The following is a 25,821-nucleotide window of genomic DNA, read 5'->3' on the forward strand; positions in this document are numbered from 1 at the left end:
GTTTTTGCTGTGGCTTTCCATGAAGGTGCATCGGGGGCGGCCAGCGGTGCGGCGCGAGTTTGGTGATCAAAGCCTGCGCCAGGGCAGTCGGGCTGCGCTGCCACCGTTGCGCAAACCGGCGCGCGCGCTCACGCAGCCGTTATGGCCTGATCGAGCGGGGTGGCTTTGAAATGATGGTGCGCATGCTGGAGCGGGACTGGCTGGCACCGCACCGGTGATTGCCCGGAACTTGGAGCAAGCCAGCGGTGAATGGGGTGTGTATTCGCTACCACAAGCATTCCATCGGCTTGACCCGCCAGCAGGCGCCACGGTTAATGGCGGTATTGCATGCATCAGCAGGACCGCCGTGAAGATCAGTCTGCTTGCCGATCAAAACCAGTTACTGCTGTACCGGGATAAACAAGGCGTGTTGCTGTACACGCTTCTGTTGGCGATGGTGTGCCTGGGGTTCGGTGCGGCGTTCGTTTTGCTGCCCAGCAAGGGATGGCTGATCGCTGGTGCGGATGAGCAATGGGTGCTGCCGGCTGTTGGCCTGCTGTTCCTGTTGCCGGGCGCGTGGGCGCTACGGGCACGCTGGCAGTTGCACCGGAAAATGGCCGATCAGCCGGGCTATGTATTGCTGCAGGCAGGTGCGGCCGGGCTGGTGATGACCCCCGCGCTGAATGCACAAGCCACCACCTGCAGCTGGGCACATATCGCGCGCATCGTGGTAACGGACGCGTTCAATAGCCTAGACGGCGATGAGTGCGGATATAGCGGCAGCCGCGTGCTGATCTATCTGCGTGAGGATAGCCCAGCCGCGCAGCTGGGCCTGGTCGAGCACGCCAACCGGCAATTGAGCCGAAGCCTGACGGGCGAGCTGCTGGCTGCTGTGCCATGCGCTGCCGGCTTGCGGGCGCAGATCGTTGCCGGCCTGCAGCAATTTGCCCCGGCAGGCATACCCATCGCCAGTTGCCAGTGCGTACTGTTCGATTATCGCAAGGGCATCGAGCTGCTGGAAGATTGAGGGTAGGGGCGGTGCAATCGCTGAAGCATTGCTGTTCAATCCGGCTTTGCTTGCGCGAAAATCGCGTTCATTTCCTTGCCCGATATCGCATCGACAGCATAGTCGAATGTGCCTTCGGCCATGATTTCCTGCCCGGCGCGCAGCAGCGCACCGTAGGCGGCGCGGGCCATCGAGCCACCCACGCTGATGCGGGTAACGCCCAGCGTGGCCAATTCTGCCACGCGCAATTGCACGCCCTGCAAACCCATCAGTACATTGAGCGGGCGATCAATTTCCGCCAGGATGGTTTTCAGGTCAGCGAGTGAGGTGATGCCCGGCGCGTACAACACGTCTGCGCCCGCATCTTGATAGGCTTGCAGGCGCGCGATGGTGTCGCGCACGTCCGGTCGGTCGTACAGGTAATTCTCTGCCCGCGCGGTCAGCATGAACTTGAAACCAAGGCTTTTGGCGGCTTCTGCCGCCTGCGCGATGCGGGCGGTGGCCAGGCCGATATCGTAGATGGGCACTGCGGCATCGCCCGATGCATCTTCAATCGAGCCGCCTACCACCCCGCTTGCCGCAGCAGCGACAATGGCCGCTGCCGCTTCATCCGGGTTTGGGCCGAAGCCGTTTTGCAGATCGGCGCTGACCGGCAGATCACTGGCTGCGCACAGTTGCGCCAGGTAGGGCAGCAGATCGCGCGCATTGATGCTGAGATCGGTGCGCCCCTGCGAAAACGCGAACCCCGCCCCGGTGCTGGCCAGCGCGGCAAAGCCCAGGTGCTGCAGCAGGCGGGCGGAACCGGCATCCCACGGGTTGGGGATGACGAAGCAGTTGCCGGGGCGATGCAGGTGAACGAAGGCTTGGGATTTTTCGGCCTGGGTGGGCATGGGGTTTTGCTCCATCGATGGCAGGGGCGGGTGCGGCGCATCCGCTTTTGCCTGCGGCGGCTTCAAACAATCCGGATGCAGCCGCTATGATAGATGGCGCTGCATGGCGATGGTGGGCCCATCTTTTTCTGGCCGCTGTCGAAATCCCCGTTGCCGGGCCGTCATTGTCATGGCGGCGCACATTGCCCGCACCAACCCGATGGAGCGACACCATGAAATACCTGTTACTGCAGTACACCAATGAAGCGGCGATGCTGAGCCTGCCCCGCGAGGAAGCCGGGCAAATGTATGGCGCGTATATGGCGTATGTGGAGGCGATGACGGCGGCGGATGTGCTGCGCGGCAACCACGGCTTGCGCCCGACTGCGGAGGCCGTGACACTGCGTGCACCCGGCGGCGTGCAGAGCGTGGTGAACGGCCCGTTTGCCGAGACCAAGGAACAACTGGGTGGTTACTTCCTGATCGAGGTGGCAGACCTGGATGCGGCGCTGGCGTGGGCAGCGCGCTGCCCCGGCGCCGCGCACGGCGCCATCGAGGTACGCCCGGTTTGGGGCTGAGCGCAGCGCAGACTGCCGAGGCGGTGGCACGTGCCAGCTATGGCAAGCTGATTGCCTACCTGGCGGCGCGCACGCGTGATGTGGCGGGGGCGGAAGACGCGCTGGCGGAAGCCTTTGCCAGCGCGCTGAGCGACTGGCCGCGCACGGGTATACGCAGGTGCCGGAGGCGTGGCTGCTGACGGTGGCGCGGCGCAAGCTGATCGATGGCGCGCGCCGCCGCCAGACCGCACACCTGGCCGAGCCGACGCTGATTTTGCTGGCGGATGAGTTTGCCAGCGATGAAATGGCTGCCATTCCGGATGACCGGCTAAGGCTGATGTTTGCATGCACGCACCCGGCCATTGATGCCGGCGTGCGGGCGCCGCTGATGCTGCAGACGGTGCTGGGCTTCGATGCGGAAGCGATAGCTTCGGCCTTCCTGGTGGCGCCCGCCACCATGGGCCAGCGGCTGGTGCGCGCCAAGCGGCGTATCCAGCAGGCGGGCATTGCCTTCCGCGTGCCGGAGCACGACGAGCTGGCGGGCTGGCGGAGGAGGGCATCTGGCTGGGCCGCTTGCTGGTGATGTTGCTGCCGGATGCGCCCGAGGCTTCGGGCCTGCTGGCACTGATGCTGCATGCCGAGGCGCGCCGGGATGCACGGCGCAACGCCGCTGGTGATTTCATTCCGCTGCGCGAGCAGGATCCGGCACGATGGGATGGTGCATTGATCGCCGAAGCCGAAACGCTGTTGCTGGCCGCCAGCCGCAGGCGGGCGCCGGGGCGCTTCCAGCTGGAAGCTGCGGTGCAGTCTGCACACGCGGCGCGGCGTTTTAGCGGCCAGACGGATTGGACAGCCGTGCTGGCGCTGTACGATGCGTTGCTGGCGATGACCGGATCAGTGGTGGTGGCGATCAACCGTGCGGTGGCGCTGGCTGCGCAGCAGCAAGTCTTGCAAGGCGAGGCGGCCGGTGCGGCTGCAGGCTTGGCGGCGCTGGATGCATTGGTCGATGAGCCGCAGCTGGCGCAATACCAGCCCTATTGGGCGGCGCGCGCGGCATTGCTGGCGCAGGCCGGACATGCGCAAGCGGCAGATGCTTACCGGCGTGCGATCGGGCTGGAGGCTGATCCGGCTGTGCGGCGGTTCTTGCAGGGCGAGTTGGGGCGGTTAAGCACGGTTGCGACTTGAGCTTGCGTTCCATGCTGGACTGGCGCGACCGGTTTTACCGCCACCGGGCATCGTCACGTTGCAGCGCCGGGGGCTTTGAACCACACTGCGCGCTTGTTCGCGCATGCAGCCCAAGGCAGTAATGACATTCCCCGGTATTGATATCAACGATGAACTGGCTGCCATCCTCGGCTGGCCGGCGGCGCGCAAGGCGCAGCAGCATCTGTTGATCGAGGCGACGGCCGGCACCGGCAAGACCACCGCGCTGGCGGCATTGCACGGCACGCTGGCGCGGGCGGGCATGCGCGCGCTGGTGCTGACGTTCTCGCGCCGCGGTGATATGCGCTTCAAGGCGCAGTACAAGGCGCTGGTACAGCCGGGTATCAGCCCGGCGGAGCTGACCAATGTGAGCGGCACCTTCGATTCCTTCGCCATCCGCTGCCTGCGTGACCATGCCGCCGGCAAGCGCTGGGAAGCCGGTTCTCTGGGCCGCGCGCGCAATGCGGATGACCGGGCCTTCATCGCCATGCGCGAGGCGATCAGCGATCTGAATGCCGCGTATGGCTTGCGCGATGAAGCGGCAGTGATCGGCTACGGCCACGATGACCTGGCCGCATGTCTGGATACGGTGGCCAACCTGAAGGTATCGCTGACATTTGCGCAGCCGCCGTTCAGCAGCATGGATCTGGATTACGCCGATGAGTACGATTGGGAAGTGCTGGAGGCCACGCTGGAAGGCATGGACCTGCCGCCATGGGCGTACGCACTGTTCCTGAAGTACGAGAAAGCGCGCGAGCGGCTGGATTTTCTCAGCCACGGCGATGCTGCGTACGACCTGAGCCAGGAGCCGGATGCCATTGCCCGCTTCGTGGCGGCCAACCGCATCCAGTACGTGCTGGTGGATGAATTCCACGATACCAAGGCGGTGCATTTCAGCATTATCCAGGCGCTGGCACGCGCGGGCGTGGCCATCGTGGCCGTGGGCGACCGGGGACAGGATATCTTTGAATGGCGCGGCTTTGCGCCGTTCTCGGCATTCGGGCAGTTTGAAGCGGTGTTCAGCGATGTACTGCATTTGCCGCTGTCCGCCACCTACCGCTTTGGCCTGCCGCTGGCAAAGTCCGCCAGCAACCTGCTCAAGACCATCAGCGCCAGCAGCCCGGCCATCCGCCCCCGGCCCAAGGCCAATACCCTCATCAAGGCAGTGGAAAGCGGTGCGGTATGGACGGATGCCGTCATCCAGGTGATCGGCAAATTGCTCAAGGATGGCGCGCTGGGCAAGGATATCGCGGTGATCGTGCCGGGTACGCGCATGGCCTACCCGCTGATGGCGGCGCTGCATGCCGCCAAGCTGCCGTTTTACTGTGCCGGCGTGGCGCCACTGCCGGTCACGCGCGAGGCGTTGATCTTGCGCGCCTGCGTGCTGCTGCATGGCTGGTACGCCCCCGCGCAATACAGCTATCTGGATTGCCGTGCGCTGGTGCAGCTGGCGGCATCCCCGGCATTGCCGGCCAGCAATACCGAAGTGATCCGCAGCATGCTGACCGTCTTCAACAACGAAACCCGCCAGTTTGATTACCTGGTGGCTGATACCGGCCATGCGCTCAGCCTGCTGCGCCACCTGTATGGCGATCTGCCGGATGCGTTTGGCGATGAGGCGGTGAACGCCTGGCTGGAGCGGACCAATGTGTGGCAATGGTTTGGCTCGCTGGCGAAAAACCAGCAGGACATGCAGGCCGGCCGCAGCCTGTTGGAGGACTTGCTGGCACGCCTGCTGGCCGACGGCGCCAGTGCGTTTGCCAGACAGCTGGATGCACAGTACAGCGCCTACGATGCCAAAGTGCCCGCCGCCAGAAAGCTGGCGATCACCACCGTCAGCCAGTGCAAGGGCAATGAATGGCCATACGTGATCCTGCCTTCTGCCGGCGATTACGACTGGGCCGAGCACTTTGATGCCACCGCCAGCCAGCAGCAAAAGCGCGAGCTGTATGTGGCGATGACACGGGCAAAAGATGGCTTGTTCATCGTGAAGCCCAAGGTACCCAAGCAAGTGTAGGCATCAGCGTTGCTGTCTGCGTGGCGGTGTTGACCATCACAGTACTGCCTGTTTCCTTGAATGCCTTGTGTATCTCGGTTTTTATCCCAGACCGTCAACACGATGAGATGGTTATCTTCGTTTTCGGACCTTGGTTTATGTACTAAGTCATTGAAATAATGAAGGAAAAATATGGACTGGAGATCATCTCGCCGTTTCAAGTCGAAATGGCTGGGGAAGTTCATATCGTGCAATTCCTGATCAACGGCCACGGTGCACCGCATGGCATGGTGGTGGATGCGGATTGGGCAAAAATACGCCCGATCGCAGATCATCTCGTCCAAGCGGGCTATGGTTATTCGTGCTTTGATCTTGAAGGTGGCGGCACGGCGGGTTTTGAAGACGTGCTTGCCGATTGGGGAAAGAACGCTTAGCCATATCGGCCAGCGCGGGCGGCATCCGCTCTGCATGTGCCATAGCGGGCCGTTTGCATCACGCAACAAGCAGCCCGGTATGTTTGTGCCTGCATACGCCCATGCTATAGTCCCCATCGGTGTTGCCCACCCTGGGCAATCACGCTTCGGTCACCTCGATGAACCCTGTTCTGCGTACTGCACTGCTCGCCGCAACGGCCCTCCGGGCCGTCGGTGGTGTACGCGCGGGTTCTCCGCCTGTTTCATCTGTCGCACCGCCCGTGGGCGTTGCAGTTGCCGGTGTTGCACCGCCTGCATTGCGCCCCCTGGACTGATCGTCAGTCCGCTTCGCGGCTCCAGCTTTATCAATCACGGTTTGATCATCACCGTTTGCGTGCGCGCACGGTGATTGTGCTGGGGCCTGTCTGTTTCCCTGACAGGTGAACAAGAATCATGAATTTCAATCGTTCCGCATGGACCGCAACCGGTTCGACGGCGCTGTTTGTGCTGCTATGGAGCAGCGGCGCCATCTTTTCCAAATGGGGGCTGGCCCATGCATCGCCCTTTGCCTTTCTTGTCATCCGCTTTGGGCTGGCATTTGGCGTGTTGCTGCTGATCGGCCTGGCCCGCAGGCGCTGCTTGCCGCGGCCCGGCACGTTCGGGCTGGTGGCATCGGCCGGCTTCCTGATGATCGGCTGCTATGCGATCAACTTCTTGCTGGCGCTGGCGCATGGGGTGAATCCGGGGGTGCTGGCCACGGTGCTGGGCATACAGCCCATCCTCACGCTGCTGTTCGTGGAGCGCCGCTTCACGCTGCGGCGCGGGCTGGGCCTTGCCATGGCGCTGGGTGGCCTGACGCTGGTGGTGTACCAGAGCCTGATGCATGCGCGTTTTCAGGGCACCGGTACGCTGTTTGCGCTGGCGGCGCTGTTGAGCATTACTGCGGGTGCCATCCTGCAGAAGCGCGTGCAGCAGGCGCCCGTCGAGGTTTTGCCCATGCAGTACGGGGTAAGCCTGCTGCTGTGCCTGGCATTCGTGCCCGGCCGGCCGTTCATGTTCGAGTGGGCCGCAGGCTTTGTGGTGCCGCTGTTGTGGATGGCGCTGGTGATTTCGGTGCTGGCGCAGTTGCTGTTGTACCGGCTGATCCGTGGCGGCAATCTGGTGAATGTCACCAGCTTGTTCTACCTCGTGCCCGTTACCACGGCGCTGCTCGATTACGTGTTCCTGGGCAATGCATTATCGGTGCAGAGCGTGCTGGGCATGGTGGCCATCCTGGGTGGCTTGATGCTGGTATTTGCCAGGCCGGGCGTGAGCTGACCGGGCTGTTGCAGGCCGGCTTCCACGGTGTGACCGTGGGCGCCGGCCAACGCATGCCATCCCACTGATCGCACCAGCAAACCCACCCATCCGGCAGTGTTACACCGCCCGTTACATCGGGCGGCCACCGGTAGTCTTGCGGGTATCTATCCACGCAGGATGCGTACCCATGCAGACCACTGCCATGCCGTTTGCCGCGGCTGATGTTTCCTTTGACGTAACCACGCCAGACCAGCCTTTTTCAGAGGCGGAGAGCGAGCGCCACACCGAGCAGCAACAGATCGAATTTGCCGAGCGCCTGTCTGGCCTGGGCCAGCGCCTGCAAGGCCAGGCAGACAAGCTGGTGGCCGCGCGGCGCAGCGTGGAAACACGCATGCTGGCAGACCTGCGCCAATACAACGGCTTGTATGACCCCGACCAGCTCAGCAGTATCGAGGTGGCCGGTGGTTCCAAGGCGTTTGTGAACATGACGCGTGCCAAGTGCAATGCGCTGGAATCCCGGCTGGGCGATGGTTTGCTGCCCAGCGATGGCAATAACTGGGCGATTACGCCCACGCCGATGCCGGAGCTGAATGCCGTACTGGGTGATGACACGGTGATCGGCTACCGCAGCCCGGGCGCGATGCCGGGCGGGCCTGGCATGGTGAGCGGGCCTGCTATGGCGGGGCAGATGGGCAACGGCCCGGGCATGCCGCCCAATAAGCTGTTTGGCCAACCGGCGAACGGTGCGGGCCAGGCCATGGGGCAGCCGGTGCAAGCCAGGGACATGGCCCGCCAGCGCCTGGACGACGCGGCAGACCGCGCGGCACGCATGCAAACGCTGATGGCAGACCAGTTGGCCGAATGCGATTACAGCGCCAGCCTGCGCGATGTGATCCACGATGCGGTGGTGCTGGGTACAGGGGTGCTCAAGGGCCCGGTGGCGCACAGCGCAACCACCACGCGCTTCCAGAAGGTGGAAGAGGCGGGCGCGACCTTCCACCTGCTGGTGCGCCAGGCGCAGATCAAGCCGGTGGCGGAGCGGGTGGACCCGTTCGAGTTTTTCCCCGATCTATCCGCACAGCGGATCGAGGATGCCGAGTTTGCATTCCAGCGCCATTACCTGACGCGCAAGCAGTTGCGCGAGCTGGCGCGGCAGGATGATTTCCTCAAGGGGCAGATCCGCCAGGTCTTGCTGGAGAGCGAGCGACCCAGTTCCACCGTGCCCAGCCACCTGGCCGAGATGCGCGAAATGGCCAGCCTGACCGGCATCGAGGACAAGCGCTACCAGTTGTGGGAATACCACGGCCCCATCCAGCGCAACGAGCTGGAAGCGTGCGGCTGCGCCGGGCTGCCGGAAGAAGATGACCCCGATTACGATCCGTTTGCCGAGCTGCAAGCGTGCATCTGGTTTACCGAACACCGCGTGATCAAGGCATCGCTCAGCCCGCTGGATGATGGCCGGCTGCCGTATGCGGTGTATACGCTGGAAACCGATGGCACCAGCCTGTTCGGCACCGGGGTGCCCTATGCAATGCGCCATACCCAGCGCGTGCTGAATGCATGCTTCCGCGCCATGCTCGATAACGCCTCGCTCAGTGCCAAGCCACAGGTGCTGATCGATATCGGCGCGGTGCAGGGTGCTGATGGCGATTACACCATCAAGCCGGGCAAGAGCTGGGTATGGGATAGCCGCTACGCCAGTACCGAGCCATTCCGCGTGGTGCCCATCCAGTCCAACCTGACCGGCATGATGGGCCTGTTCAACCTGGCATCGCAGCTGCTGAGCGAGGAAACGGGGGTATATCCGCTGCAGCAGGGCGACCAGACGCGCTTCCTGAATGAAACCGCCACGGGCGCGGCGATTGCCGCCAATTCCATGTCCACGCTGATCGGCCGGTTGGTAAAGCGCTTTGACGATGGCGTGACCAAGCCCTTCATCCGTGCGCTGTACCACTGGAACATGCTGCATGCGGACGATGAAAAGGTAAAAGGCGACTGCAATATCGTGGCCCGGGGCGTATCGGCATTGCTGGAGAAAGAAACCCAGACCAATGGCCTGATGCAGATGCTGCAGATGGCCGGCCACCCGGTGGTCGGCCCGTTCCTGAATCCGGAAGGGCTGGTGGAGGAAATCTCCCGCGTGATGCGCCTGCCCAAATCCGTGCTGAAAACGCCGGAGCAGATGGCGCAGCAACAGCAGCAGGCACCAGGCCCGGACGCACAGGCAGGCCATGCACAGGCGCAGCAGGATAACGCCGCACTGGCGCAGGCCAAGTTGCAGCTGGAGCAGGCGCGCCTGCAGTTGCAGCAGCAGGAGCTGCAATGGGCGGCGCAGGAACGCCAGCTGCAACACCAGGAGTTCCAGCAAGACCAGGCGGGCGACATGCAGCGCCACCACGATCAGATCGCCATCCGCCAGGCAGGGCTGCAGGAACAGCAGGCGCGCCGCGCGATGGAGCTGACGGCGCAGCAGCAGATGCAGCGTGAACGGACCAATGCGGACAACCAGCGCTTCAATACCGAGGTGGCGTTGAAGCTGCAGAACGGTAGCGGGATTTAGCAGCGCGCCAACAGCCTGCGAGATGCGGGTGGGCCGGCTCGGTGGCCGACCCACTCCGCCAGCGAGATGAATGAATCAGGAGGAGGGCACGATGAGTGCAATGAGCCATACGGAAGTCAAAGCGCTGCAGGAGAAGATCGCTGCGGCTATCGAGAAAACCCGCGAGCAGCTGGAGCACTGCCAGCCGGAAAAGGTGGTGGGCTGGCAGGCGAGGTTGCGGACGCTGCGTGAGGTAGCGGAGTGGGTGGGTTGTGTGGTTGATTAGCAGATAGGCCCATTTTTTCGAGGTTAGGACGAAATAATGAGAAGCCGTTTTCTGTTCTCCAAGGTCGGATTTTTATTTGCCTTTCTTTTTGACGAAATTTACGTCATACGATTGTTTGTTATGCTTGATCAATCAGCTCTCTAATGCCGAGGGCAGTTTGTATTTTTGATACAGTCTTGTAATTTCTTTCGTGTCGATTTTCTTGAAAAACTGAGTTGGATAACCCAATTAAATTTGCTGCGGCAGTATGAATTTCTTTTGGATTTGGTAAGTAATTCGGGAGGATTTTACTCCAAATATTATATGCAGGAATTGCTGCTGCCTTAGATGAGAGGTCACAAGCAAGTCGCCGCAATGCATGGGATGCCTCAAGTTCTGATTCTCTGTTTCCTACTGGTGTACTTATTGCTTGTTGATGAAAAACTAAAGCAAATTGGATGTCTCCAATTGTTTTTCGAAAATCATGAGTGGGATCAATAAAAAATTTGCCTAATATTTGTCCGAAAACAAAAACTAACGTGCTGCCAAAGATGGTGAGGCACGTGGTGAAAATTATTTTCAATGATTCGTCCACTGTTTTCTCCGAGCAACGATGCGTAAGCTTTGAGGCTAGTGTAAATGTTTTCTGTATCTATATTTTGGCTTATTTGTTGGTTTCTCCAAGGAAATTTTTTACACGAGCATAGCTACTATCTAATAGCTCATCTGCATCTATTTTCGAGAAATTTCGATTATCTGCCTTCCAGCCAAGCTGGTATCGCCTCTTCCAGCATTGCCACCAGTTCCGCATCCATGTAACGGTAGTTGTCCGGGATATCCAGCACATGGATGGGCTTGTGATCGAGCAGGCGGGTGAATTCCGCCTTCAGGCGGCTTTTGTGTTTCTGTTCCATCACGATGATGATGTCGGCCCAGCTGATATCGGCCGCGCTTACCGTCTTGCGGGCATTGGGGCTGGTGCCGGCGGAGCGGGCGTTATAGCCGGGTCGTTTGCGCCACAGGGTTTCGGCGGTGGGGCTGCGCCACTGGTTGCGGCTGCAGATGAATAGCAGGTTGGTGCTCAATCAGGCTCCTTGATGGTGGGGGCTTGCTGTAAACGCCGGGCATCACGGCGAGTATGGATGTTGCCCGGTTGCCTGGCGCGCCTGCGCTTTTCGGCGCGGATATACATCAGCTTCCAGTTCTTTTCGCGTTTGACGGCGGCGGCCGGTGCTGGTCATCAGCAGTTTTGATCCGGTCTTTGAACCGGGACCATGCGCGGCCGCGCTGTTCAACCATGCGGGATCAGCGCCTTCATCCGGGCGGCAAGCTCGCCGTTGCCATCGCTGAGCCATGCGTCGTTCTGCAGCAGTTGCACGGCGACGGGTGGCAGGTTGGCGGGGCCGATTTCTGCCAGCAGCTTGCTCAGCGCGCTATGGAATCCGGCCCGTGTGGCGGCAATCTCGTCCGCAGTGTGGTTGGCCCGGCACACGCCCTTGTCGTTGTACATGCCCATGCCATCGAGCAGTTCGAACAGCGTGCTGGTTTCTGCGTTCATGCGGTGACGAATCGGGCAGCTGTCATGCCCGCTACTTTAATCCGTAGGGTATGCGGCAAGCCAGTGATGCCGTTGCGGTGGGTGTTTGGTGTTGCCTGCAGGCAGGTGGCTTGTACGTCGGCATGATGTCCACACGACCTGGCCAAGCAAAATGCGTTGAGCCGTGCCGGTTCTGGCGGGGGGCGCAGGTGATCATCTGGCTGCGCCGATGACCTCAGGCGGCGTCGTTGACGTCGGTTACGCTGGGCGGGGCGGCCTGGAAGGTGCTGACTTCGTCCAGCAATGCCAGCAGCTCCGGCACTGCGGCATCCGGGCAAGTCACATCGAGTCGGGTGTGGTCATCTTCCACCGGTGTGACGGTGGCGGTGGTGCCCTTGGTGCCTTGCATCGCCTGTTGCAGCACCGGGCCTACCGATGCCCCCAAGCCATGCAGGGTGACGGAAATCTGCTTCATGACTGCGACTCCTGAATGAAATGTTGCCGGTGCTGGCCTGCCTCCCTGGCCTACTTCGGCCTTGTAGCCTGGATGCCCGATAGCACCCCCGCAGGCGGCTGCACTTTTGTTGCTTGCGCTATCCAGCGCGGCTTGGCAGATATGAGCGCTTGTTCCGGCTCGGAGACAAATGACGGCCAGATAAACAATTTCTTACTTGTTCGGTATTAAATAGGGTCTTCGATTACGCTGCAAGCATTTTCTGAATGCGCTTTCAGAAAGTGGATGAAGGGCTGTATTGCAGCGATATACGGCATATTCTGGCGGAGCGGTTCCTCAGGCAGTCCTGTTGGTTTAGCAGGGCGCGGGTTGTATGGAAAGGCGCAATGGCACGGATTACTGACGCATGGTGCTGCGCTGGCATCGGCTGGCGTGCGCCACCTTGCAGCACATCGTTAACGGCGGCGCGGTGCCTTGGGCGCTATGGCAGGGGTATGGGCAGCGAGGTGTTCGCCCACTTTATGGAAGTAATCATCGTGCAGGCCACGTGCGGCCGGGTGGTGGGTGATGACGAATTGCGTATGCGCGTTGCCGGCATATTCAAAACCGTCTGCGCTGCTTTGCCAGTTGGCTTGGCCTGCAATGCGTAGCCAGTGGCGGCGGTGGCTTTTGCCGTAGAACACCACTTGCCGGGGCTGGTAGTGCTGCAGCATGGCGTGCAGGCGATGGCCGCGCGGGGGAGCGAGCGTGCGCTGGCAGATGGCGCGGCTTTGCAGCTGTGGCAAATGGCTGTGGGTGGCGTAAAGCCATTTACGGGTACTCAGCAGCGGCAACAGCTCCATCAGGCAGCTGCCGCCGCCGTTGCGGGCCAGTTGCTGCACCTGGTAGCGCAGCAGATCGGCTGCATCGCAGGGCTGGCCCTGGCTGGCCAGCAGTACACGGATCAGCCGGCTCCAAGTGGGATGGGGCACAGCGGTTTCATCAAAGAAGCGGGTGCTGCCGATGGCTTGATGGAAGCCGGCGAGGTCTTCCAGTGGGGTGGCGCCGCGTTCTTCCCAGGTTTGCAGCCGCTGGCTGATGTGCGCCAGCGTGTTGTTGCCGGGCTCGTCCATGCCGATGAACCAGATGGGGGCGGCCAGATTGCCGTAGCCGTAGAAAGAGGCGAGGAACAGGGCAAGCAGATCGTCGTCGAGCATGGTGCGGCCAAATCACAAAAGGGGCGCGAGTATCGGCGGATGCAGCCATTTTGGCAATGTGGCTTGTGCACAGCGCGCTGGCTAGCTTGCGAGCAGCGGCGTCGCGCAGCTATGGCGCAGTTGGGGGCAGAAGAGCGCCGGGCTGATCCATGGTGGATTGCAGCGCGGTTTGCAGCTGCTGTACCGGTGCATCGGTATCGGTATAGGGGGGATACTGCCAAGTGCGCACCAGCCAGTACCAATTGCCGTTCTGCCAGCGCGTGAGACGCAAACGTCTTTCGCCTGAGTCATAACTGTCGAATTTTCCTTCCCATTGCAGTGCATCGGCCGGGACATTTGCCGGATTGCTCTCGATGAGGTTTCGCCCGAGGCCCTGCAGCCGTTTTACCTCTGCCGCAATGCTCACAGGGACGGCAGTGCCCTGCATATCGACAGTGGCATCCGCATCACTGCGGTCCCCCAGATTGAACGTATAACGCCGCGTGCCATCCCGGTCTGTCTGGCCTTCTATCCACCAGGCGGGGTCCAGTTTCACTCGTTGTCGATTGAGCGGGTTTTGCCAGGTGCCTGATGGGTGGGTAATCAGGTCATAAGGGGTATGCACCGCCAGCGCAGTTTGCCACTCAGTGATCAGCCAGATTGCCGGAACCGGTAAAGCCAGCAGGATCAGCGTTGCGATGATATCAAGAGTCGTTGTGGTACGGCATTGCACCTTGCACCCGAGCATTGCATCGTAGGTGGTTGGCTGGCCTGAACGTAGCCGCGAGCCCTGCCAGATTGTCGTCAGGAACATGCTGTACGGAAACAGCAAGCCCAGGCCGAGTACCCAGCACAGCATGTTGCGCCGCAGGTGATCAACAAAATCCAGCGGGTAACCCTTGGCGTTGCGCACCGTGATGCCCTTCAAGACTTTGCCGGGGGTATTGCCAAGGCAGGCGGCAACGAGTGCATCCAGCACCAGTGCCAGCGGCGTGGCCAGCAGGATGAACCACAGGTTGTTCAGTGCCTGCAGCTTGAGCGATATCGGCTGTGGCACATGGCACAGTACGGCAAAGAACAGCGCATAGAGCAGCAGGATTTGCCAGGTCAGGTCGAACAGGCGGGCCTCGCCACGCGCAATCATCCAGGTGTCCGGGGGCGCGGGCGCGATTGCCTGCTTGTGTTGCAGCCGGCGTTTGCGCTCGGTGCGCGATGGTTTTCTGGACGAATGCTGCATGGTTGGGTGTCAGTAGCTGCCGATAGGCTTGGAAGTCCTGCCGGTAAGGGTAAGGAATCGGCAGGGCTGGCCTCATTCCCCAAGCGGGTCAGCGTGCCATGTTGGCGCTATCCGGCCTGTGTCGGCAGCGGTGGCGGTACCACCGGCTTGGCGCGTTTGCGCAGGAACAGGCAAACGGCGGTGCTGGCCGCCACGGGCAGTACCAGCGTAAACCAGATGAAAATCGCCGGGTCTGGCGACAGGGCGATGGGGCCGCCCAGCAGCATCCAGCACAGCAGGTGAACCACGCCAGTGATCCCCCATGTTGCACCTGCACCGATGAACTGCAGTTTGACCACGTTCGCCGGCTTGGGTTTGCCGCTCCAGATGACCAGCCAGGTCAGCACAAAGCAGATCAGTACCGGCACAATGGCTTGAACGAAAAAAATCATGAACAGGCTGTACAGCATGACGGCGTTGCTCCGGAAGGCAATGGGGCCCAGTAATCGGTATTGGAAAGAATCGCACTCACAGCGCTGAAGTGCGCCATAGCGCACCGACCAGCTTGCGCAGCATGGCATCGGTATCCTCTTGCCGGCCATCCTGAAAGGTCAGCAGGCGCCAGTAGCGGTTGCCAGAGCGGGAAATCTGGATGATGACTTGCGTATGGGGCTTGCCGGATAGTTTGGCGGTGTTGCTCCAGGCCTGTATTCCACCCCTCGTCTCGGTACTTGCATTGCTGTCGAAGTGGAGCTTGGGATTATTGGCTTCCAGCTGCCGTACGTAGGTTTCCAGTGAATTGGCAGACAATTCCGTGGCAAATAAGACCAGCGCGTCACCGTTATCGAGCGTGAAAGTGTTTTGCGGCAGACCATCGATGGTGGGCTTGTTGCCAGCCTGCCAGCGTGAGTCGATCTGTGCTTTCAGGCCGGTCTGCGGATTGACCCAGGATTGTGTGGCAGCCTCGCCGGCGCTGCTGGCCCGTGTGGGCTGCGGAGCGGGGGTAACCGTCGTGTTGGCGGCTGGCGTGGGGATGTCATCGGCCAACGGAGCGGGTGCTTGTGATGAGAAGCTCACCATGGCGATCCCGACCATGCAGCCCACAGCGGCGAGACCCAGCCAATGCACCGTGCGCATCCTGAACGGCTGGGCGTGGTCGGCTTTCTGCGTGTTGCTGGTTGGCGTGGCTGCGACCTCGACCGGCGCGGTGGGCACCGGGATAGCGGGAGCCAATTCGGAATCTGCAGCAGCAGGAACGACCGTCTCGGCGTGGGTTAGCCAGGATTGCAACGCTGCAACGGCATGCAGCGCTTGCCATGCCGGCATGCCGTCGCGCCATACCAGCGTGGCAGGGGTGATCTGCTTGCCTTGCAGCAGGCGCTTGAGGACGTCTTCCCCGATCGGGCCAATGACATTGCCTGCCTTGGCGTACCACCATTGTTTCATTGCTGTTGTTCCATCTGACTGGATACGTCTGCGGCTTTGCTGACAAAGTCTGGCCGGTTCTGGCGCAATGCCGATAACCCGGCAGGCTGGCGAAAAGCAGCATCCATCAGGTTGAAAGGCGAGCTGCAACGTGTTGCAGGCAAGCGCTATCATACCCAAGCCCAAACGGGTTGTTAATTTATAACTTACGTCAAACTTTTTTTGTTGCTGGTTCGGTACACAGTTACGGTTAGCACAGATGTGTGTGCCGATGTGCCGGCTTGGGCTCGGCGGTCATTTCGCTGATGCCATGCAGGATGCCGCATTCATCCAGTGCGTTTTCGCCGATGCAGCGCTGGCGCAGCTCCGCCAGCTGGGTTTTCAGGTGCAGCAGTTCCTGGATACGCGCATCCACATGGCCGATGTGATCGTCGATCAGGTGATTGATGCCGCCGCAATCGGTACCGGGTGTGTCCGCCAGTACCAGCAGCGCGCGGATTTCGCCGTGCGTCATGTCCAGTGCACGGCAGTTGCGGATGAAGCGCAGCCGCTCGGCATGCTCCGGCCCGTAGCTGCGGTAGTTGCTGCCGGTGCGGCTGGCTGCGGGCAACAGGCCTTCTTTCTCGTAATACCGTACGGTTTCCACCGTGCATTGCGCGGCTTGCGCCAGTTCACCGATTTTCATGCAGCCTCCGCTTGACCCTGTAGTGGCTTCAGGGTGTGTACTGTGAGCATAGTACTCATCCGGAGCCTGTCATGGCCACTGATCACGATCACCAGCCTGCACTGCCCAAGCACGCCGGCGGCAATTGCTGCGGGCATATGCACGGTGCGGCGGAGGGAGATGCGAACGAGGCGAATCGCGTTGTCGCGGCAGCAGCAGATAGCCGCAAATACAAGGCGGTGATACCGCCCGCCAGCGTTTGCTGCGCTGTGGACAGCGTTTGCTGCGCTGTGGACAGCGCATGCGTGCATGCTGACGCCGACCACGACCACGACCACGACCACGACCACGACCACGACCACGACCACGGGCAGGTTTCCGTACCGCAGGAACTGGCTGCGGCCGAGGTGACTGCGCATGGCGTCAAGACCGCCATTCGCATCATGCAGATGGATTGCCCCACCGAAGAGGCGCTGATCCGCAAGAAACTTGCGGGCCTGCCCGGCGTGGGGGCGATGGAGTTCAACCTGATGCAGCGGGTGCTGACGGTGGTGCATGCAGCAGATCAGCAACCACAGGTGCTTGATGCAATCCGCGCATTGGGCTTCACGCCGGAGTTGCCTGCCGCTGCAGGTGCCACATTCCAGCCCGCGCCTGCAACGCCCGCCAAACCCTGGTGGCCGCTGGCGCTGGCAGGTATTGCGGCATTCAGCGCCGAGATCATCCACTGGCTGGGCTGGCCGGAATGGCTGTCTGCCGCATTGGCAATCGCCGCCATCGCCAGTTGCGGTCTGACCACCTACCGCAAGGGCTGGGTGGCCCTCCGCAATGGCAATCTCAATATCAATGCATTGATGAGCATCGCGGTGACCGGTGCACTGGCGCTGCAGCAATGGCCGGAAGCGGCCATGGTGATGGTGCTGTTCACGGTGGCGGAATTGATCGAGGCCAGATCGCTCGACCGTGCCCGCAATGCCATTGCCGGCCTGATGCAACTGGCGCCGCAGCAGACCACCATGCAGCAGGCGGATGGCAGCTGGGCAGAAGTGGCTGCCAGCAAGGTAACCGTCGGCAGCTTGTTGCGGGTAAAGCCGGGTGAACGGCTGGGGCTGGATGGCGAGATCGTGCAAGGCACATCCAGCATTGATCAGGCCCCGATCACCGGTGAAAGCCTGCCGGTGGAAAAAGCCGTGGGCGATGCGGTGTTTGCCGGCACCATCAACCAGGCCGGCAGCTTTGATTACCGGGTTACGGCTGCCGCCAGTGATACCACGCTGGCACGCATCATCCACGCGGTGGAATCCGCGCAAGGTGCCAAGGCGCCCACACAGCGCTTTGTCGACCGTTTTGCCCGCATCTACACGCCGGTGGTGTTTGTGCTGGCGCTGGCGGTGGCGGTGTTGCCGCCGCTGTTGCTGGGTGGCAATTGGCATGACTGGATCTACAAGGCGCTGGTGCTGCTGGTGATTGCCTGCCCGTGTGCACTGGTGATTTCCACACCGGTCAGTATCGTCAGCGGGTTGGCGGCTGCGGCGCGCAAAGGCATCCTGATCAAGGGCGGCGTGTATCTGGAGCAGGGGCGCAGCCTGCGCTGGCTGGCGCTGGACAAGACCGGCACCATCACGCATGGCAAGCCCGTGCAGACGGATTTTGAAACCCGCGCAGCACTGGATGACGCGGCTTGCCGCAGCCTGGCCGCCAGCCTGGCTGGCCGATCCGATCACCCGGTATCGCTGGCGGTTGCCTATGCTGCGGACAGCATGGGTACGCCAAGGCGGGAGGTCACCGGTTTTGAGGCACTGCCGGGCCGGGGAGTGCATGGGGAGATCGACGGTGCCAGCTACTGGCTGGGCAATCACCGCATGGTGGAAGAACTGCAGCGCTGTTCATCCGCGCTGGAAGCCCGGCTGGATGGGCTGGAGCGGCAGGGCAAAACCGCGGTGATGCTGGTGGATGCGCAGCAGGTGCTGGCGCTGTTTGCAGTGGCAGATACCGTGAAAGACAGCAGCCGCGCGGCGCTGGCCGAGCTGCATGCGCTGGGTGTGAAAACCGTGATGCTCACCGGTGATAACCCGCACACCGCGCAAGTGATTGCACAGCAGGTGGGTATTACCGAGGCGCGCGGCGATCAGTTGCCGGACGACAAGCGCCGCGCCATCGAAACGCTGGCTTTTGAGGGCACGGTGGGTATGGTGGGCGATGGTATCAACGATGCCCCGGCGCTGGCGCAGGCCGACATCGGCTTTGCCATGGGCGCGATGGGCACCGATACCGCCATCGAAACCGCCGATGTGGCCCTGATGGACGACGACCTGCGCAAGGTAGCAGGCTTTGTGCGGCTATCCCGCGCCACGCATGCGGTGCTGGTGCAGAACATCGTGCTGGCGCTGGGCATCAAGGCGGTATTCCTGGCGCTGACGCTGATGGGGCTCGGCACCATGTGGATGGCGGTGTTTGCCGATGTGGGCGCCAGCTTGCTGGTGGTGGGGAACGGGCTGCGGCTGTTGCGGAAATGAGCGGCCTGGCAGATGCTGGCTATGTGTAGTGATTCAGGGGTTGGAGCCAACCAAGCATGAAGATGTACATTCTGGTTCGGGATGACGTGCCACTAGGTTTTGCCATGGTGGCCGTTGCCCATGCCTCTCTGGCGGCATACCTGCAATTTCAGGATCGACCTGAAGTAAAAGCGTGGCTTGCCGGCCCGTTCTTCAAGGCAGTATGCGTGGTCAATGCAAAGGAGTTTGCCAATGCCAAGCAAGTGCCCGATCACGTGGTGCTGACGGAATCGGCATTGAATCATCAGGAAGTGGCGATTGCATTCTGCCCGAGAGCAGAATGGCCAAAGATGTTCAGATTTCTGAAACTGTATCGTGAGGCACCGGTATCCAAGAATGTATTGCCTATTGATTGAGCTGGCGGGCACCGCTGCCGCGACTTCTGCCGCTACGCTAGCCGACAAGTCAGAATAATGGGTCTACAGATCAATTCTCAACCCGCCACCAGCTCCTTGATACGTGCCGCCAGCGTTTCCAGCACGAACGGTTTGGTGAGCACCTGCATGCCGGGGGCGAGGCGGCCTTCGCCCAGTACGCTGGCTTCGGCGTAGCCGGTGATGAACAGCACTTTCAGCCCCGGGCGGGAGGTTCTGCCAGCGTCGGCCATCTGGCGGCCGTTCATGCCGCCGGGCAGGCCCACGTCGCTGATCAGCAAGTCGATGCGCACATCCGATTGCAGCACTTTCAGCCCGGCCACGCTGTCTGCGGCTTCGATGGCGGTGTAGCCCAAGTCTTCCAGTACCTCGGTCACCAGCAGGCGCACGCTGGGTTCATCGTCCACCACCAGTACGGTTTCGCCCTGGATGGCCCGGGCTGCCACGGGCCTGAGCAGGTTGATATCGTCATCCTCCAGGTCGCCATCATGGCGCGGCAGGTAGATGCTGACGGTGGTGCCCTGGCCCTCGAACGAATCGATCCTGACTTGTCCGCCAGACTGGCGCGCAAAGCCATAAATCATCGATAGGCCGAGCCCGGTGCCTTCGCCCAGCGGTTTGGTGGTAAAGAAAGGTTCGAAAGCACGGGCCACGGTTTGCGCGGCCATGCCGGTGCCGCTATCGGTCACGGACAGCATCAGATAGTCACCCGTGGCGATGTCCAGCACGCGCGCTGTGCGTTCGTCCAGTTGCCGATTGGCTGTAGCAATCGCGATATTGCCCCCATCCGGCATGGCATCACGGGCATTGATGCACAGGTTGAGCAGCGCATTTTCCAGCTGGTGGGGATCGACCAGTGCATGCCACAGACCGGCCGCAGGAGTAATGGCCAGCGTGATGGCCGGGCCGACGGTGCGCCGGATCAGTTCTTCCATCCCCAGGATCAGCCGGTTGGCATTGGTCGGCATCGGATCCAGCGTTTGCCGACGTGAGAAAGCCAGCAAGCGGTGGGTGAGGGCGGCGGCACGCTTGGTTGCCGTAAAGGCGGTACTGACATAACGATCCAGCTCGTTCACGCGGCCCTGGCTCATGCGGAGCTGCATCAGCTGCAGGCTGCCAGAAATGCCTGCCAGCAGATTGTTGAAGTCGTGCGCCAGGCCACCGGTGAGCTGGCCGACGGCTTCCATTTTCTGGGATTGGCGCAACGCTTCTTCGGCGCGGCGTTGCTCGGTCACTTCAAAGAACAGCACGGCAAACCGCCCCGGCTCCGGACGGAAGATATGCAGGTGATACCAGCGATCCAGCGATTTGACGTGACGGGTAAATGCCGTTGCCTCGCCGGTTTCCACCACGTGCGCATACCGCGCCAGCCATTCTGGCTCTTGGTCGGGCACCACATTATTGCCCAGTTGGCCCAGCGCTTGCTCGCGCGGGATGCCCACCAGTTTTTCCCAAGCCGGGTTGATTTCCAGGTAGCGGAAATCCTTTGCCTTGCCGTTGTGGTCATGCACCAGTTCGGCCAGCACGAACCCTTCCTGCAGTTGCTCGAAAATGCTGCGCCAGTGGGCTTCACTGGCAATCAGTTCGGCGGTGCGGATGTGCACTTGGCTTTCCAGTGACTGATTGAGTTGCTGCAAGCGCTCTTCCGCCACCTTGCGGGCACTGATGTCGAAACTGACCCCGGGAAAATGCAGTGGCGTGCCATCCGCGGCCATGGAGCAGCGGCCTTGCGCAGCCACCCATTGCACGCTGCCATCCGGATGTAGCAGCCGGTATTCCACTGCGAATACATCGCCGGTTGCCAGCGCATTGTCGATGGCCACGCGCAGCATGGGGGCGTCATCCGGGTGCACGGCGGTAAAGAAGTCGGCAATCGGGGCACCTGCCACGGCGCGTTGCGGGTCCACGCCGTACAGGCCGGCAAAGCGCGCATCGGCCTGCACGCGGTCGTTGGCGACGTCCCAATCCCAGGTACCGATGCTGTTGCCGGCGGACAGCGCCATCTGCAGACGTTCGTCATTCTGGCGGCGCGCGCGCTCGGCTTCCACCAGCCGCGTTGTTTCCGTGCACAGCACCAGTACGCCGCCCACGCCATTGGGGGCAGATTCGTCGTCGATGGGACTGTAGCTGTAGGTCCAGTACACGTCTTCGCGCCGGCCATTACGCGTGATGGGGACCAGTTGGTTCTCGTGCCAGGTGGCGCCATCACCACGCATTACCTGCTCGAATTGCGGGCCGATAGCCCCCCAGATTTCTTCCCATACCGCCCGCGCTGGTTGGCCGAGCGAACAGGGATGCCGTTCGGGCCCGATGGACAGGCGGTATGCATCGTTATACAGGCAGGTGCCCTCCGCACCCCAGAAGATATACATGGGGTGGCGGGTATTGAGCATCAGCCGTACCACGGTACGCAGGCTTTGCGGCCATTGGGCGGGCGAACCGAGCGTATTGCCGGCCCAGTCGTGGGCGCGGATCAGTTCGCCCATTTCGCCGCCGTCGCTCAAAAAATCCAGGGTATTGGGCATGCGGGGATCACGGGTTGATTTATCGGCATTGTACTGGCTGCCGCTTTAACTATATCCGCTCCGTTGCGCGTTGCCGCGCGCAGCACAGGTGAATCTTGCCATTTGCATCTGCAATGGGGCGCGCTTGGCGCATGTGGCGCGGCAATACTCAGTGCCACCAATTATGGCTATCATCGCAACGATGTCGCCTTGGGTGCCCCGGGGCCAACTCGATGAGCCAACCCGTGAACAATGACCTGACTGTGCTGTGCGTGCGCTCCCATGATGTGGAAGTGGAACTGATGGAAATCCTGGCGGATTGCGATTTCCCGGATGATCCGCGCAGCGCGGTGGTGATGGCGATGAGCAATATCGCACTGGAGCATGCACGCTCGATGCGCGATCTGGTGCCTGCCGGGCGGCCCACATCGGCGCTGGCCTTGTTCCGCTTGCAGTATGAGGCACTGGTGCGTGCAGCCTGGGCGTTGTATGCAGCGCCGGATGCCGCTATTGCCAGGCTGCTGGCGCCGCTGGAGCCGGCAGCGGTGCAGGTTGCCAGTAACGCCCACGCCACCGTGAACGAGATGCTCAAGGACCTGGAAGCCCGCGGGCCGGATGGCCCGTACCGGCATCTGGCCAGCTTCAAGGATTACTCGTGGCGCTCGCTCAATTCCTTTGTGCATAGCGGCCTGCACGCGGTGCGGCGCGTGCAGGAAGGCTACCCCTTGCCCTTGTTGATGCAGGCGATACGGCAATCGAACAACCTCAACAACATGACCGGGCTGGTGCTGGCCGGGCTATGCCACGATGACCGCTTTTCGTTGGCGATTGCCCACCTGCCGGAGCGTTACCCGGATTGCTTCCAGTTTGAACCTGCTCAACAGGGTGGGTGATGCGCAGCGAGGCAACGGGATTGCGAACCGGTATGGACAGGCAAAGCAGGCGCAAGCCATGGTTGTCTGCCATCGCACTGGCGGCGCTGATCGCGTGCTCACCGCAGGTGCCCGATAGCGCGCAGCAGGGCGGTGCATCAGCGGCGGCTGTGGTGGCCAGTGATGTCGCGTTACCGGCCGCCACTGTTGCATCGCCAACCCGGTCTGCGGGTATTCCACTTGCCATCACCAAACTGGTAAACCGCTACACGCAATGCATGCATTTTGCCGGCGAGATCAATGGCGACCAGAGCGAAGCCGATCGCATGGTGAAGGCCACCATGGATGAGCTCGGATGCGGCACGGTAGAGGATGAAATGGCCAGGGCCAAAGCACGCTACCAGGATCAACCGGCGATTTTGCATGTGTTGAAGGCGGTGGAAGAATAGGTTGCGCTTTGCACACGCCGCTGATCAGAAGCCTGTTTGCATGGCCCAATCAAAAGGCGCGGCATCCCGCAATTTGCCTGCAACCAGCTCACGGCGCACCGTTGCGAACAGGCGCTGTGGCTTGTTCGCACCCTCATCGACAAACAGTGTGGTTTTTCCGGCGGCAGATGATGGACTGATCGCATGATTTTTTCTGATCATGGTTCAGAAGGCATTCGCCGAGAAATCGACACCGGTGCAGCAATCAACGAAGGTGGCTCATTGTTCCGGCTCGCCTCGTTACTGCGGCGCATGACGGGGACGGATGGATTTTCCGGTGTGCGCAGCATGGAAAGTCAGCAACAGGCGATTATCTGGTCTGGTAGCGTGATTGATTTCCTGTGATGCAAATCTGCAATGCGATTCCGGGGGGAATGCCATTTTTTGCTTGAGCAACGACGCTGCAGGCTCAAAGGCATTCATCCGGCGTTCGCGATTATTCACGCGTTAACCGCCAGAACGGCGGTGTGATCACGGTGATTCGCGTTTGCAGCCCGATCACCTGCTCCGCTGCATCAGCTTGCGGGCAAGTTGGAAATGTAAGAGTTGATGCCCGCTGTAATCAGCCTTTTCTGCAGCATGAGCAACATCTGGCTGGCCCCCGCTTCGCCCGTCAGCGCAAGCCGGGTTTCTTCGGCTATCAGTTTGTCTTCGCGCATCGCGGTCTGATGTGCGCCCGCATCATAGTGGGCAAAAAACGATCATCACGTTGCCAGATTTGCAGATCGCTGAACTCGAACAGTTTCTTGGTCATGTTGCATCTGATCTGGAAAAGAAGCGCTGCGCTTACGAGGCAACGCCCCTGTCTGCGCCCGGTTCGTGCAGCAGCAGGTCGTCTGCTTCACGCTTGCGGCAACGCTCCACGAATTGCAGTGCCGCCACGGGGTCGCGCAAAAACAGATCATATGAAGCCTGATCGATTGCATAGTATTCCAGATAATCGACCATGCGATTGCTGACCGGGATCGACACGTAGTGCTGCCCGCTACCCGTTTCGGTACCGATCGCAAAGCGCTCTTGCCGGTTTACAAAAACATCTTCGTAGTTCATGACCTGCTTCCTAATCGATGGGTGTTGTTACCCATTTTCCTGCCGGCACGCCACCGAGATCGACAATCGCTTCATTGGCGCCGGTGGGTAATTTGCCACCCGGTATCCAGAACTCGTTGGCGCCTGCTTCATTGCCTGACGGTACCCGCAAATTCAGTTCGCGCGGTTTGGGGATATCCACCCGGACCAGCTTGTCTGTATCGAAGAAGTCTTTCTTGAGCCCCAGCGCCTCGGTCATCACGGTTTTGTCACCGGCCGCTCTTGTCAGCAATGCATCGGCTTCAGCCTTGGGCATGACGAACGACGTACCATCTCTCTGAGCTGGGCCATACTGCTTCAGATTGGCCTCGCTCATGAAACGGGATGCGCCATCGTCGAACTGGGCGAGGTGCTCATCCAGATACTGCTTGGGCAGATAGTCGCTGGGTGGTGGTCGCTTGCCTTTCTCGATTGCGACGATCTCGGCCTTCTTGGTCTGGCTCAGTGCGCCCGCACCCAACTGCGCCGGTGATTTCGCACTGCTGACGGCTTTGGGCGCCCTGGCCAGCGCCGCTGCTGCTTCGGCCTCTGCGGTGGCTGCCGTGCGTGTCACCAAGCGCTGCAAGCGCCCCACCATGGCGAGCATGCGCGGGCTGGATGCGGCCAATTTGGCGATGCCGGTCACGCCGCCGATGATGGACAGGATATCCAGCAGCACGTGGCCAAACATCACGCCAGCCTTGTAATTGCCGCTGAGCGTGCTGCTTTTCATATGGCCGATGAAGGCGTTGTAGTTGGCCACTGCGGCATCGGCAGCTTTGCCGAAGAACTCGCCCGGTGACCTGAATACGGCGGCAACCAGATCGAACAGTGCCTGTCTTTCCCGGTAGGCTTCGGCCGCTTTTTCATCCACGCCCGATAGATGGGCAAATGCGATGGCATTGATGCCCACGATGGGGTTGATCATCAGCAAACTGGAGGACTTGAGGCGCTGCAGGAAAGTCGGGGCGTGGCGGGCTTCATGATATTCGGCCAGCGCCAGCATGTTGATCAGCTTGACGAGCTCGTAGGCGCTGGTCAGCAGGTTTTCCCCAACGCCCTTGGCTACGCCCAAGGTGAAGGACTGTTGCCCCAGCAGAGCGTTGATCATGACTTGGCTATCGGCCCAGCTGGCGGTCTTGCTGAGCACATCGACAGCCTGTGCCGCGTAGCGTTTGAGCTCCGTGGTGCAGGGATTGCTGCCGCAAAGCGGCCCCGGTGCGCGATTGAGCTTGAGCAGCGATGTGCCGCTATCGATCAAACCCCGGTTGGTGCTGAATCCCAGCGGATTAAGGTTGCCCATGTTGCCGATTCTTGAAAGCAGGATGCGCGATTATGCCGGGTAAAGGCAAACAAAAGAAGA

Annotated in this window: 30 protein-coding genes; 15 read left to right on the forward strand and 15 right to left on the reverse strand. The window is 61.2% G+C overall.

Annotated features, from left to right (window positions below; translation table 11 throughout):
• The first annotated feature begins 346 nt into the window (after window positions 1-346).
• On the forward strand, window positions 347-1,006 hold the full coding sequence (locus IGB42_RS09330) for a hypothetical protein (RefSeq protein WP_159670445.1): 660 nt from the start codon (window positions 347-349) through the stop codon (window positions 1,004-1,006).
• Window positions 1,007-1,041: 35 nt separating this feature from the next.
• Here IGB42_RS09330 and IGB42_RS09335 read toward each other — a convergent pair whose 3' ends face one another.
• Window positions 1,042-1,875 carry an isocitrate lyase/phosphoenolpyruvate mutase family protein gene (locus IGB42_RS09335; protein WP_159670448.1) on the reverse strand — a complete coding sequence of 278 codons (834 nt, stop codon included), beginning with the start codon at window positions 1,873-1,875 and terminating at the stop codon, window positions 1,042-1,044.
• 212 nt (window positions 1,876-2,087) lie between these two features.
• Between IGB42_RS09335 and IGB42_RS09340 the strand changes: the two genes are divergently transcribed.
• From IGB42_RS09340 to IGB42_RS09370, 9 genes are all read left to right on the forward strand, one after another.
• A complete protein-coding gene (locus tag IGB42_RS09340; RefSeq protein WP_159670451.1) occupies window positions 2,088-2,432 on the forward strand; it encodes a YciI family protein in 345 nt (114 codons plus the stop codon).
• Window positions 2,423-2,611, forward strand: coding sequence for a hypothetical protein (locus tag IGB42_RS21970; protein WP_201799883.1), 189 nt, complete (start codon window positions 2,423-2,425; stop codon window positions 2,609-2,611). The genes IGB42_RS09340 and IGB42_RS21970 overlap by 10 nt, the downstream gene beginning before the upstream one ends.
• Entirely contained in the window at window positions 2,590-2,994 is a 405-nt protein-coding gene (locus IGB42_RS21975; protein ID WP_201799884.1) for a hypothetical protein, read from the forward strand. The genes IGB42_RS21970 and IGB42_RS21975 overlap by 22 nt, the downstream gene beginning before the upstream one ends.
• Entirely contained in the window at window positions 2,994-3,596 is a 603-nt protein-coding gene (locus IGB42_RS21980; RefSeq protein WP_308419219.1) for a DUF6596 domain-containing protein, read from the forward strand. Before IGB42_RS21975 ends, IGB42_RS21980 begins: the two co-directional genes overlap by 1 nt.
• Window positions 3,597-3,717: 121 nt before the next feature.
• The gene (locus tag IGB42_RS09350) at window positions 3,718-5,631 is read left to right on the forward strand and encodes an ATP-dependent helicase (protein ID WP_159670454.1); all 1,914 of its coding nucleotides are present in this window, start codon (window positions 3,718-3,720) and stop codon (window positions 5,629-5,631) included.
• Window positions 5,632-5,789: 158 nt separating this feature from the next.
• Window positions 5,790-6,044, forward strand: a complete 255-nt coding sequence (locus IGB42_RS09355) for a hypothetical protein (RefSeq protein WP_159670457.1) — start codon at window positions 5,790-5,792, stop codon at window positions 6,042-6,044.
• A gap of 432 nt (window positions 6,045-6,476) precedes the next feature.
• Window positions 6,477-7,340, forward strand: a complete 864-nt coding sequence (locus tag IGB42_RS09360) for a DMT family transporter (protein ID WP_159670460.1) — start codon at window positions 6,477-6,479, stop codon at window positions 7,338-7,340.
• Between the two features lie 169 nt (window positions 7,341-7,509).
• Entirely contained in the window at window positions 7,510-9,882 is a 2,373-nt protein-coding gene (locus tag IGB42_RS09365; protein WP_159670463.1) for a hypothetical protein, read from the forward strand.
• A gap of 91 nt (window positions 9,883-9,973) precedes the next feature.
• Window positions 9,974-10,147, forward strand: coding sequence for a hypothetical protein (locus tag IGB42_RS09370; protein ID WP_159670466.1), 174 nt, complete (start codon window positions 9,974-9,976; stop codon window positions 10,145-10,147).
• Window positions 10,148-10,265: 118 nt separating this feature from the next.
• Here IGB42_RS09370 and IGB42_RS09375 read toward each other — a convergent pair whose 3' ends face one another.
• The 9 genes from IGB42_RS09375 to cadR all read right to left on the reverse strand — a co-directional run bounded on the left by IGB42_RS09375 (window position 10,266) and on the right by cadR (window position 16,618).
• The gene (locus tag IGB42_RS09375; RefSeq protein ID WP_159670469.1) at window positions 10,266-10,721 is read right to left on the reverse strand and encodes a hypothetical protein; all 456 of its coding nucleotides are present in this window, start codon (window positions 10,719-10,721) and stop codon (window positions 10,266-10,268) included.
• A 157-nt stretch (window positions 10,722-10,878) separates the two neighbouring features.
• Complete coding sequence (locus IGB42_RS09380; RefSeq protein ID WP_159670472.1) at window positions 10,879-11,211, reverse strand: low molecular weight protein tyrosine phosphatase family protein; 333 nt, start codon at window positions 11,209-11,211, stop codon at window positions 10,879-10,881.
• A gap of 206 nt (window positions 11,212-11,417) precedes the next feature.
• On the reverse strand, window positions 11,418-11,684 hold the full coding sequence (locus IGB42_RS09385) for a hypothetical protein (protein WP_159670475.1): 267 nt from the start codon (window positions 11,682-11,684) through the stop codon (window positions 11,418-11,420).
• Window positions 11,685-11,898: 214 nt separating this feature from the next.
• Window positions 11,899-12,138 (reverse strand): hypothetical protein, encoded by a 240-nt coding sequence (locus tag IGB42_RS09390; RefSeq protein ID WP_159670478.1) that lies wholly within the window; start codon window positions 12,136-12,138, stop codon window positions 11,899-11,901.
• A 434-nt stretch (window positions 12,139-12,572) separates the two neighbouring features.
• Window positions 12,573-13,313 carry a hypothetical protein gene (locus IGB42_RS09395; protein WP_159670481.1) on the reverse strand — a complete coding sequence of 247 codons (741 nt, stop codon included), beginning with the start codon at window positions 13,311-13,313 and terminating at the stop codon, window positions 12,573-12,575.
• 109 nt (window positions 13,314-13,422) lie between these two features.
• Entirely contained in the window at window positions 13,423-14,529 is a 1,107-nt protein-coding gene (locus IGB42_RS09400) for an RDD family protein (RefSeq protein WP_159670484.1), read from the reverse strand.
• A 107-nt stretch (window positions 14,530-14,636) separates the two neighbouring features.
• Complete coding sequence (locus tag IGB42_RS09405) at window positions 14,637-14,978, reverse strand: hypothetical protein (protein ID WP_159670487.1); 342 nt, start codon at window positions 14,976-14,978, stop codon at window positions 14,637-14,639.
• A gap of 58 nt (window positions 14,979-15,036) precedes the next feature.
• The gene (locus tag IGB42_RS09410) at window positions 15,037-15,954 is read right to left on the reverse strand and encodes a DUF4339 domain-containing protein (protein WP_159670490.1); all 918 of its coding nucleotides are present in this window, start codon (window positions 15,952-15,954) and stop codon (window positions 15,037-15,039) included.
• 229 nt (window positions 15,955-16,183) lie between these two features.
• Entirely contained in the window at window positions 16,184-16,618 is a 435-nt protein-coding gene (cadR, locus tag IGB42_RS09415) for a Cd(II)/Pb(II)-responsive transcriptional regulator (RefSeq protein WP_159670493.1), read from the reverse strand.
• A gap of 71 nt (window positions 16,619-16,689) precedes the next feature.
• Between cadR and IGB42_RS09420 the strand changes: the two genes are divergently transcribed.
• Window positions 16,690-19,113, forward strand: coding sequence for a cation-translocating P-type ATPase (locus IGB42_RS09420; RefSeq protein WP_159670496.1), 2,424 nt, complete (start codon window positions 16,690-16,692; stop codon window positions 19,111-19,113).
• Between the two features lie 56 nt (window positions 19,114-19,169).
• Window positions 19,170-19,508: a peptidyl-tRNA hydrolase gene (locus tag IGB42_RS09425; protein WP_159670499.1), complete on the forward strand. Its 339-nt coding sequence runs from the start codon at window positions 19,170-19,172 to the stop codon at window positions 19,506-19,508.
• Window positions 19,509-19,585: 77 nt separating this feature from the next.
• Here IGB42_RS09425 and IGB42_RS09430 read toward each other — a convergent pair whose 3' ends face one another.
• Window positions 19,586-22,051, reverse strand: coding sequence for a PAS domain-containing sensor histidine kinase (locus IGB42_RS09430; RefSeq protein WP_159670502.1), 2,466 nt, complete (start codon window positions 22,049-22,051; stop codon window positions 19,586-19,588).
• A gap of 212 nt (window positions 22,052-22,263) precedes the next feature.
• On the opposite strand from IGB42_RS09430, the gene IGB42_RS09435 reads away from it, so the two are divergent.
• Together IGB42_RS09435 and IGB42_RS09440 are read left to right on the forward strand one after the other, a co-directional pair.
• On the forward strand, window positions 22,264-22,923 hold the full coding sequence (locus tag IGB42_RS09435; RefSeq protein ID WP_159670505.1) for a hypothetical protein: 660 nt from the start codon (window positions 22,264-22,266) through the stop codon (window positions 22,921-22,923).
• 32 nt (window positions 22,924-22,955) lie between these two features.
• On the forward strand, window positions 22,956-23,351 hold the full coding sequence (locus IGB42_RS09440; RefSeq protein ID WP_159670508.1) for a hypothetical protein: 396 nt from the start codon (window positions 22,956-22,958) through the stop codon (window positions 23,349-23,351).
• Window positions 23,352-23,375: 24 nt separating this feature from the next.
• Here the strand turns inward: IGB42_RS09440 and IGB42_RS09445 are convergent, their stop codons facing one another.
• A complete protein-coding gene (locus tag IGB42_RS09445) occupies window positions 23,376-23,552 on the reverse strand; it encodes a hypothetical protein (RefSeq protein WP_159670511.1) in 177 nt (58 codons plus the stop codon).
• Between IGB42_RS09445 and IGB42_RS09450 the strand changes: the two genes are divergently transcribed.
• Window positions 23,535-23,735 (forward strand): hypothetical protein, encoded by a 201-nt coding sequence (locus tag IGB42_RS09450; protein ID WP_159670514.1) that lies wholly within the window; start codon window positions 23,535-23,537, stop codon window positions 23,733-23,735. The genes IGB42_RS09445 and IGB42_RS09450 overlap by 18 nt on opposite strands.
• Window positions 23,736-23,905: 170 nt before the next feature.
• Here the strand turns inward: IGB42_RS09450 and IGB42_RS09455 are convergent, their stop codons facing one another.
• The 3 genes from IGB42_RS09455 to IGB42_RS09465 all read right to left on the reverse strand — a co-directional run bounded on the left by IGB42_RS09455 (window position 23,906) and on the right by IGB42_RS09465 (window position 25,761).
• Window positions 23,906-24,049, reverse strand: coding sequence for a hypothetical protein (locus tag IGB42_RS09455; RefSeq protein WP_159670517.1), 144 nt, complete (start codon window positions 24,047-24,049; stop codon window positions 23,906-23,908).
• A gap of 127 nt (window positions 24,050-24,176) precedes the next feature.
• Complete coding sequence (locus tag IGB42_RS09460) at window positions 24,177-24,440, reverse strand: hypothetical protein (protein WP_159670520.1); 264 nt, start codon at window positions 24,438-24,440, stop codon at window positions 24,177-24,179.
• Between the two features lie 10 nt (window positions 24,441-24,450).
• Complete coding sequence (locus IGB42_RS09465; RefSeq protein ID WP_159670523.1) at window positions 24,451-25,761, reverse strand: hypothetical protein; 1,311 nt, start codon at window positions 25,759-25,761, stop codon at window positions 24,451-24,453.
• Window positions 25,762-25,821: the final 60 nt, after the last annotated feature.

Source organism: Andreprevotia sp. IGB-42 (assembly GCF_009848685.1).
Taxonomy (GTDB): Bacteria; Pseudomonadota; Gammaproteobacteria; order Burkholderiales; family Chitinibacteraceae; genus Andreprevotia.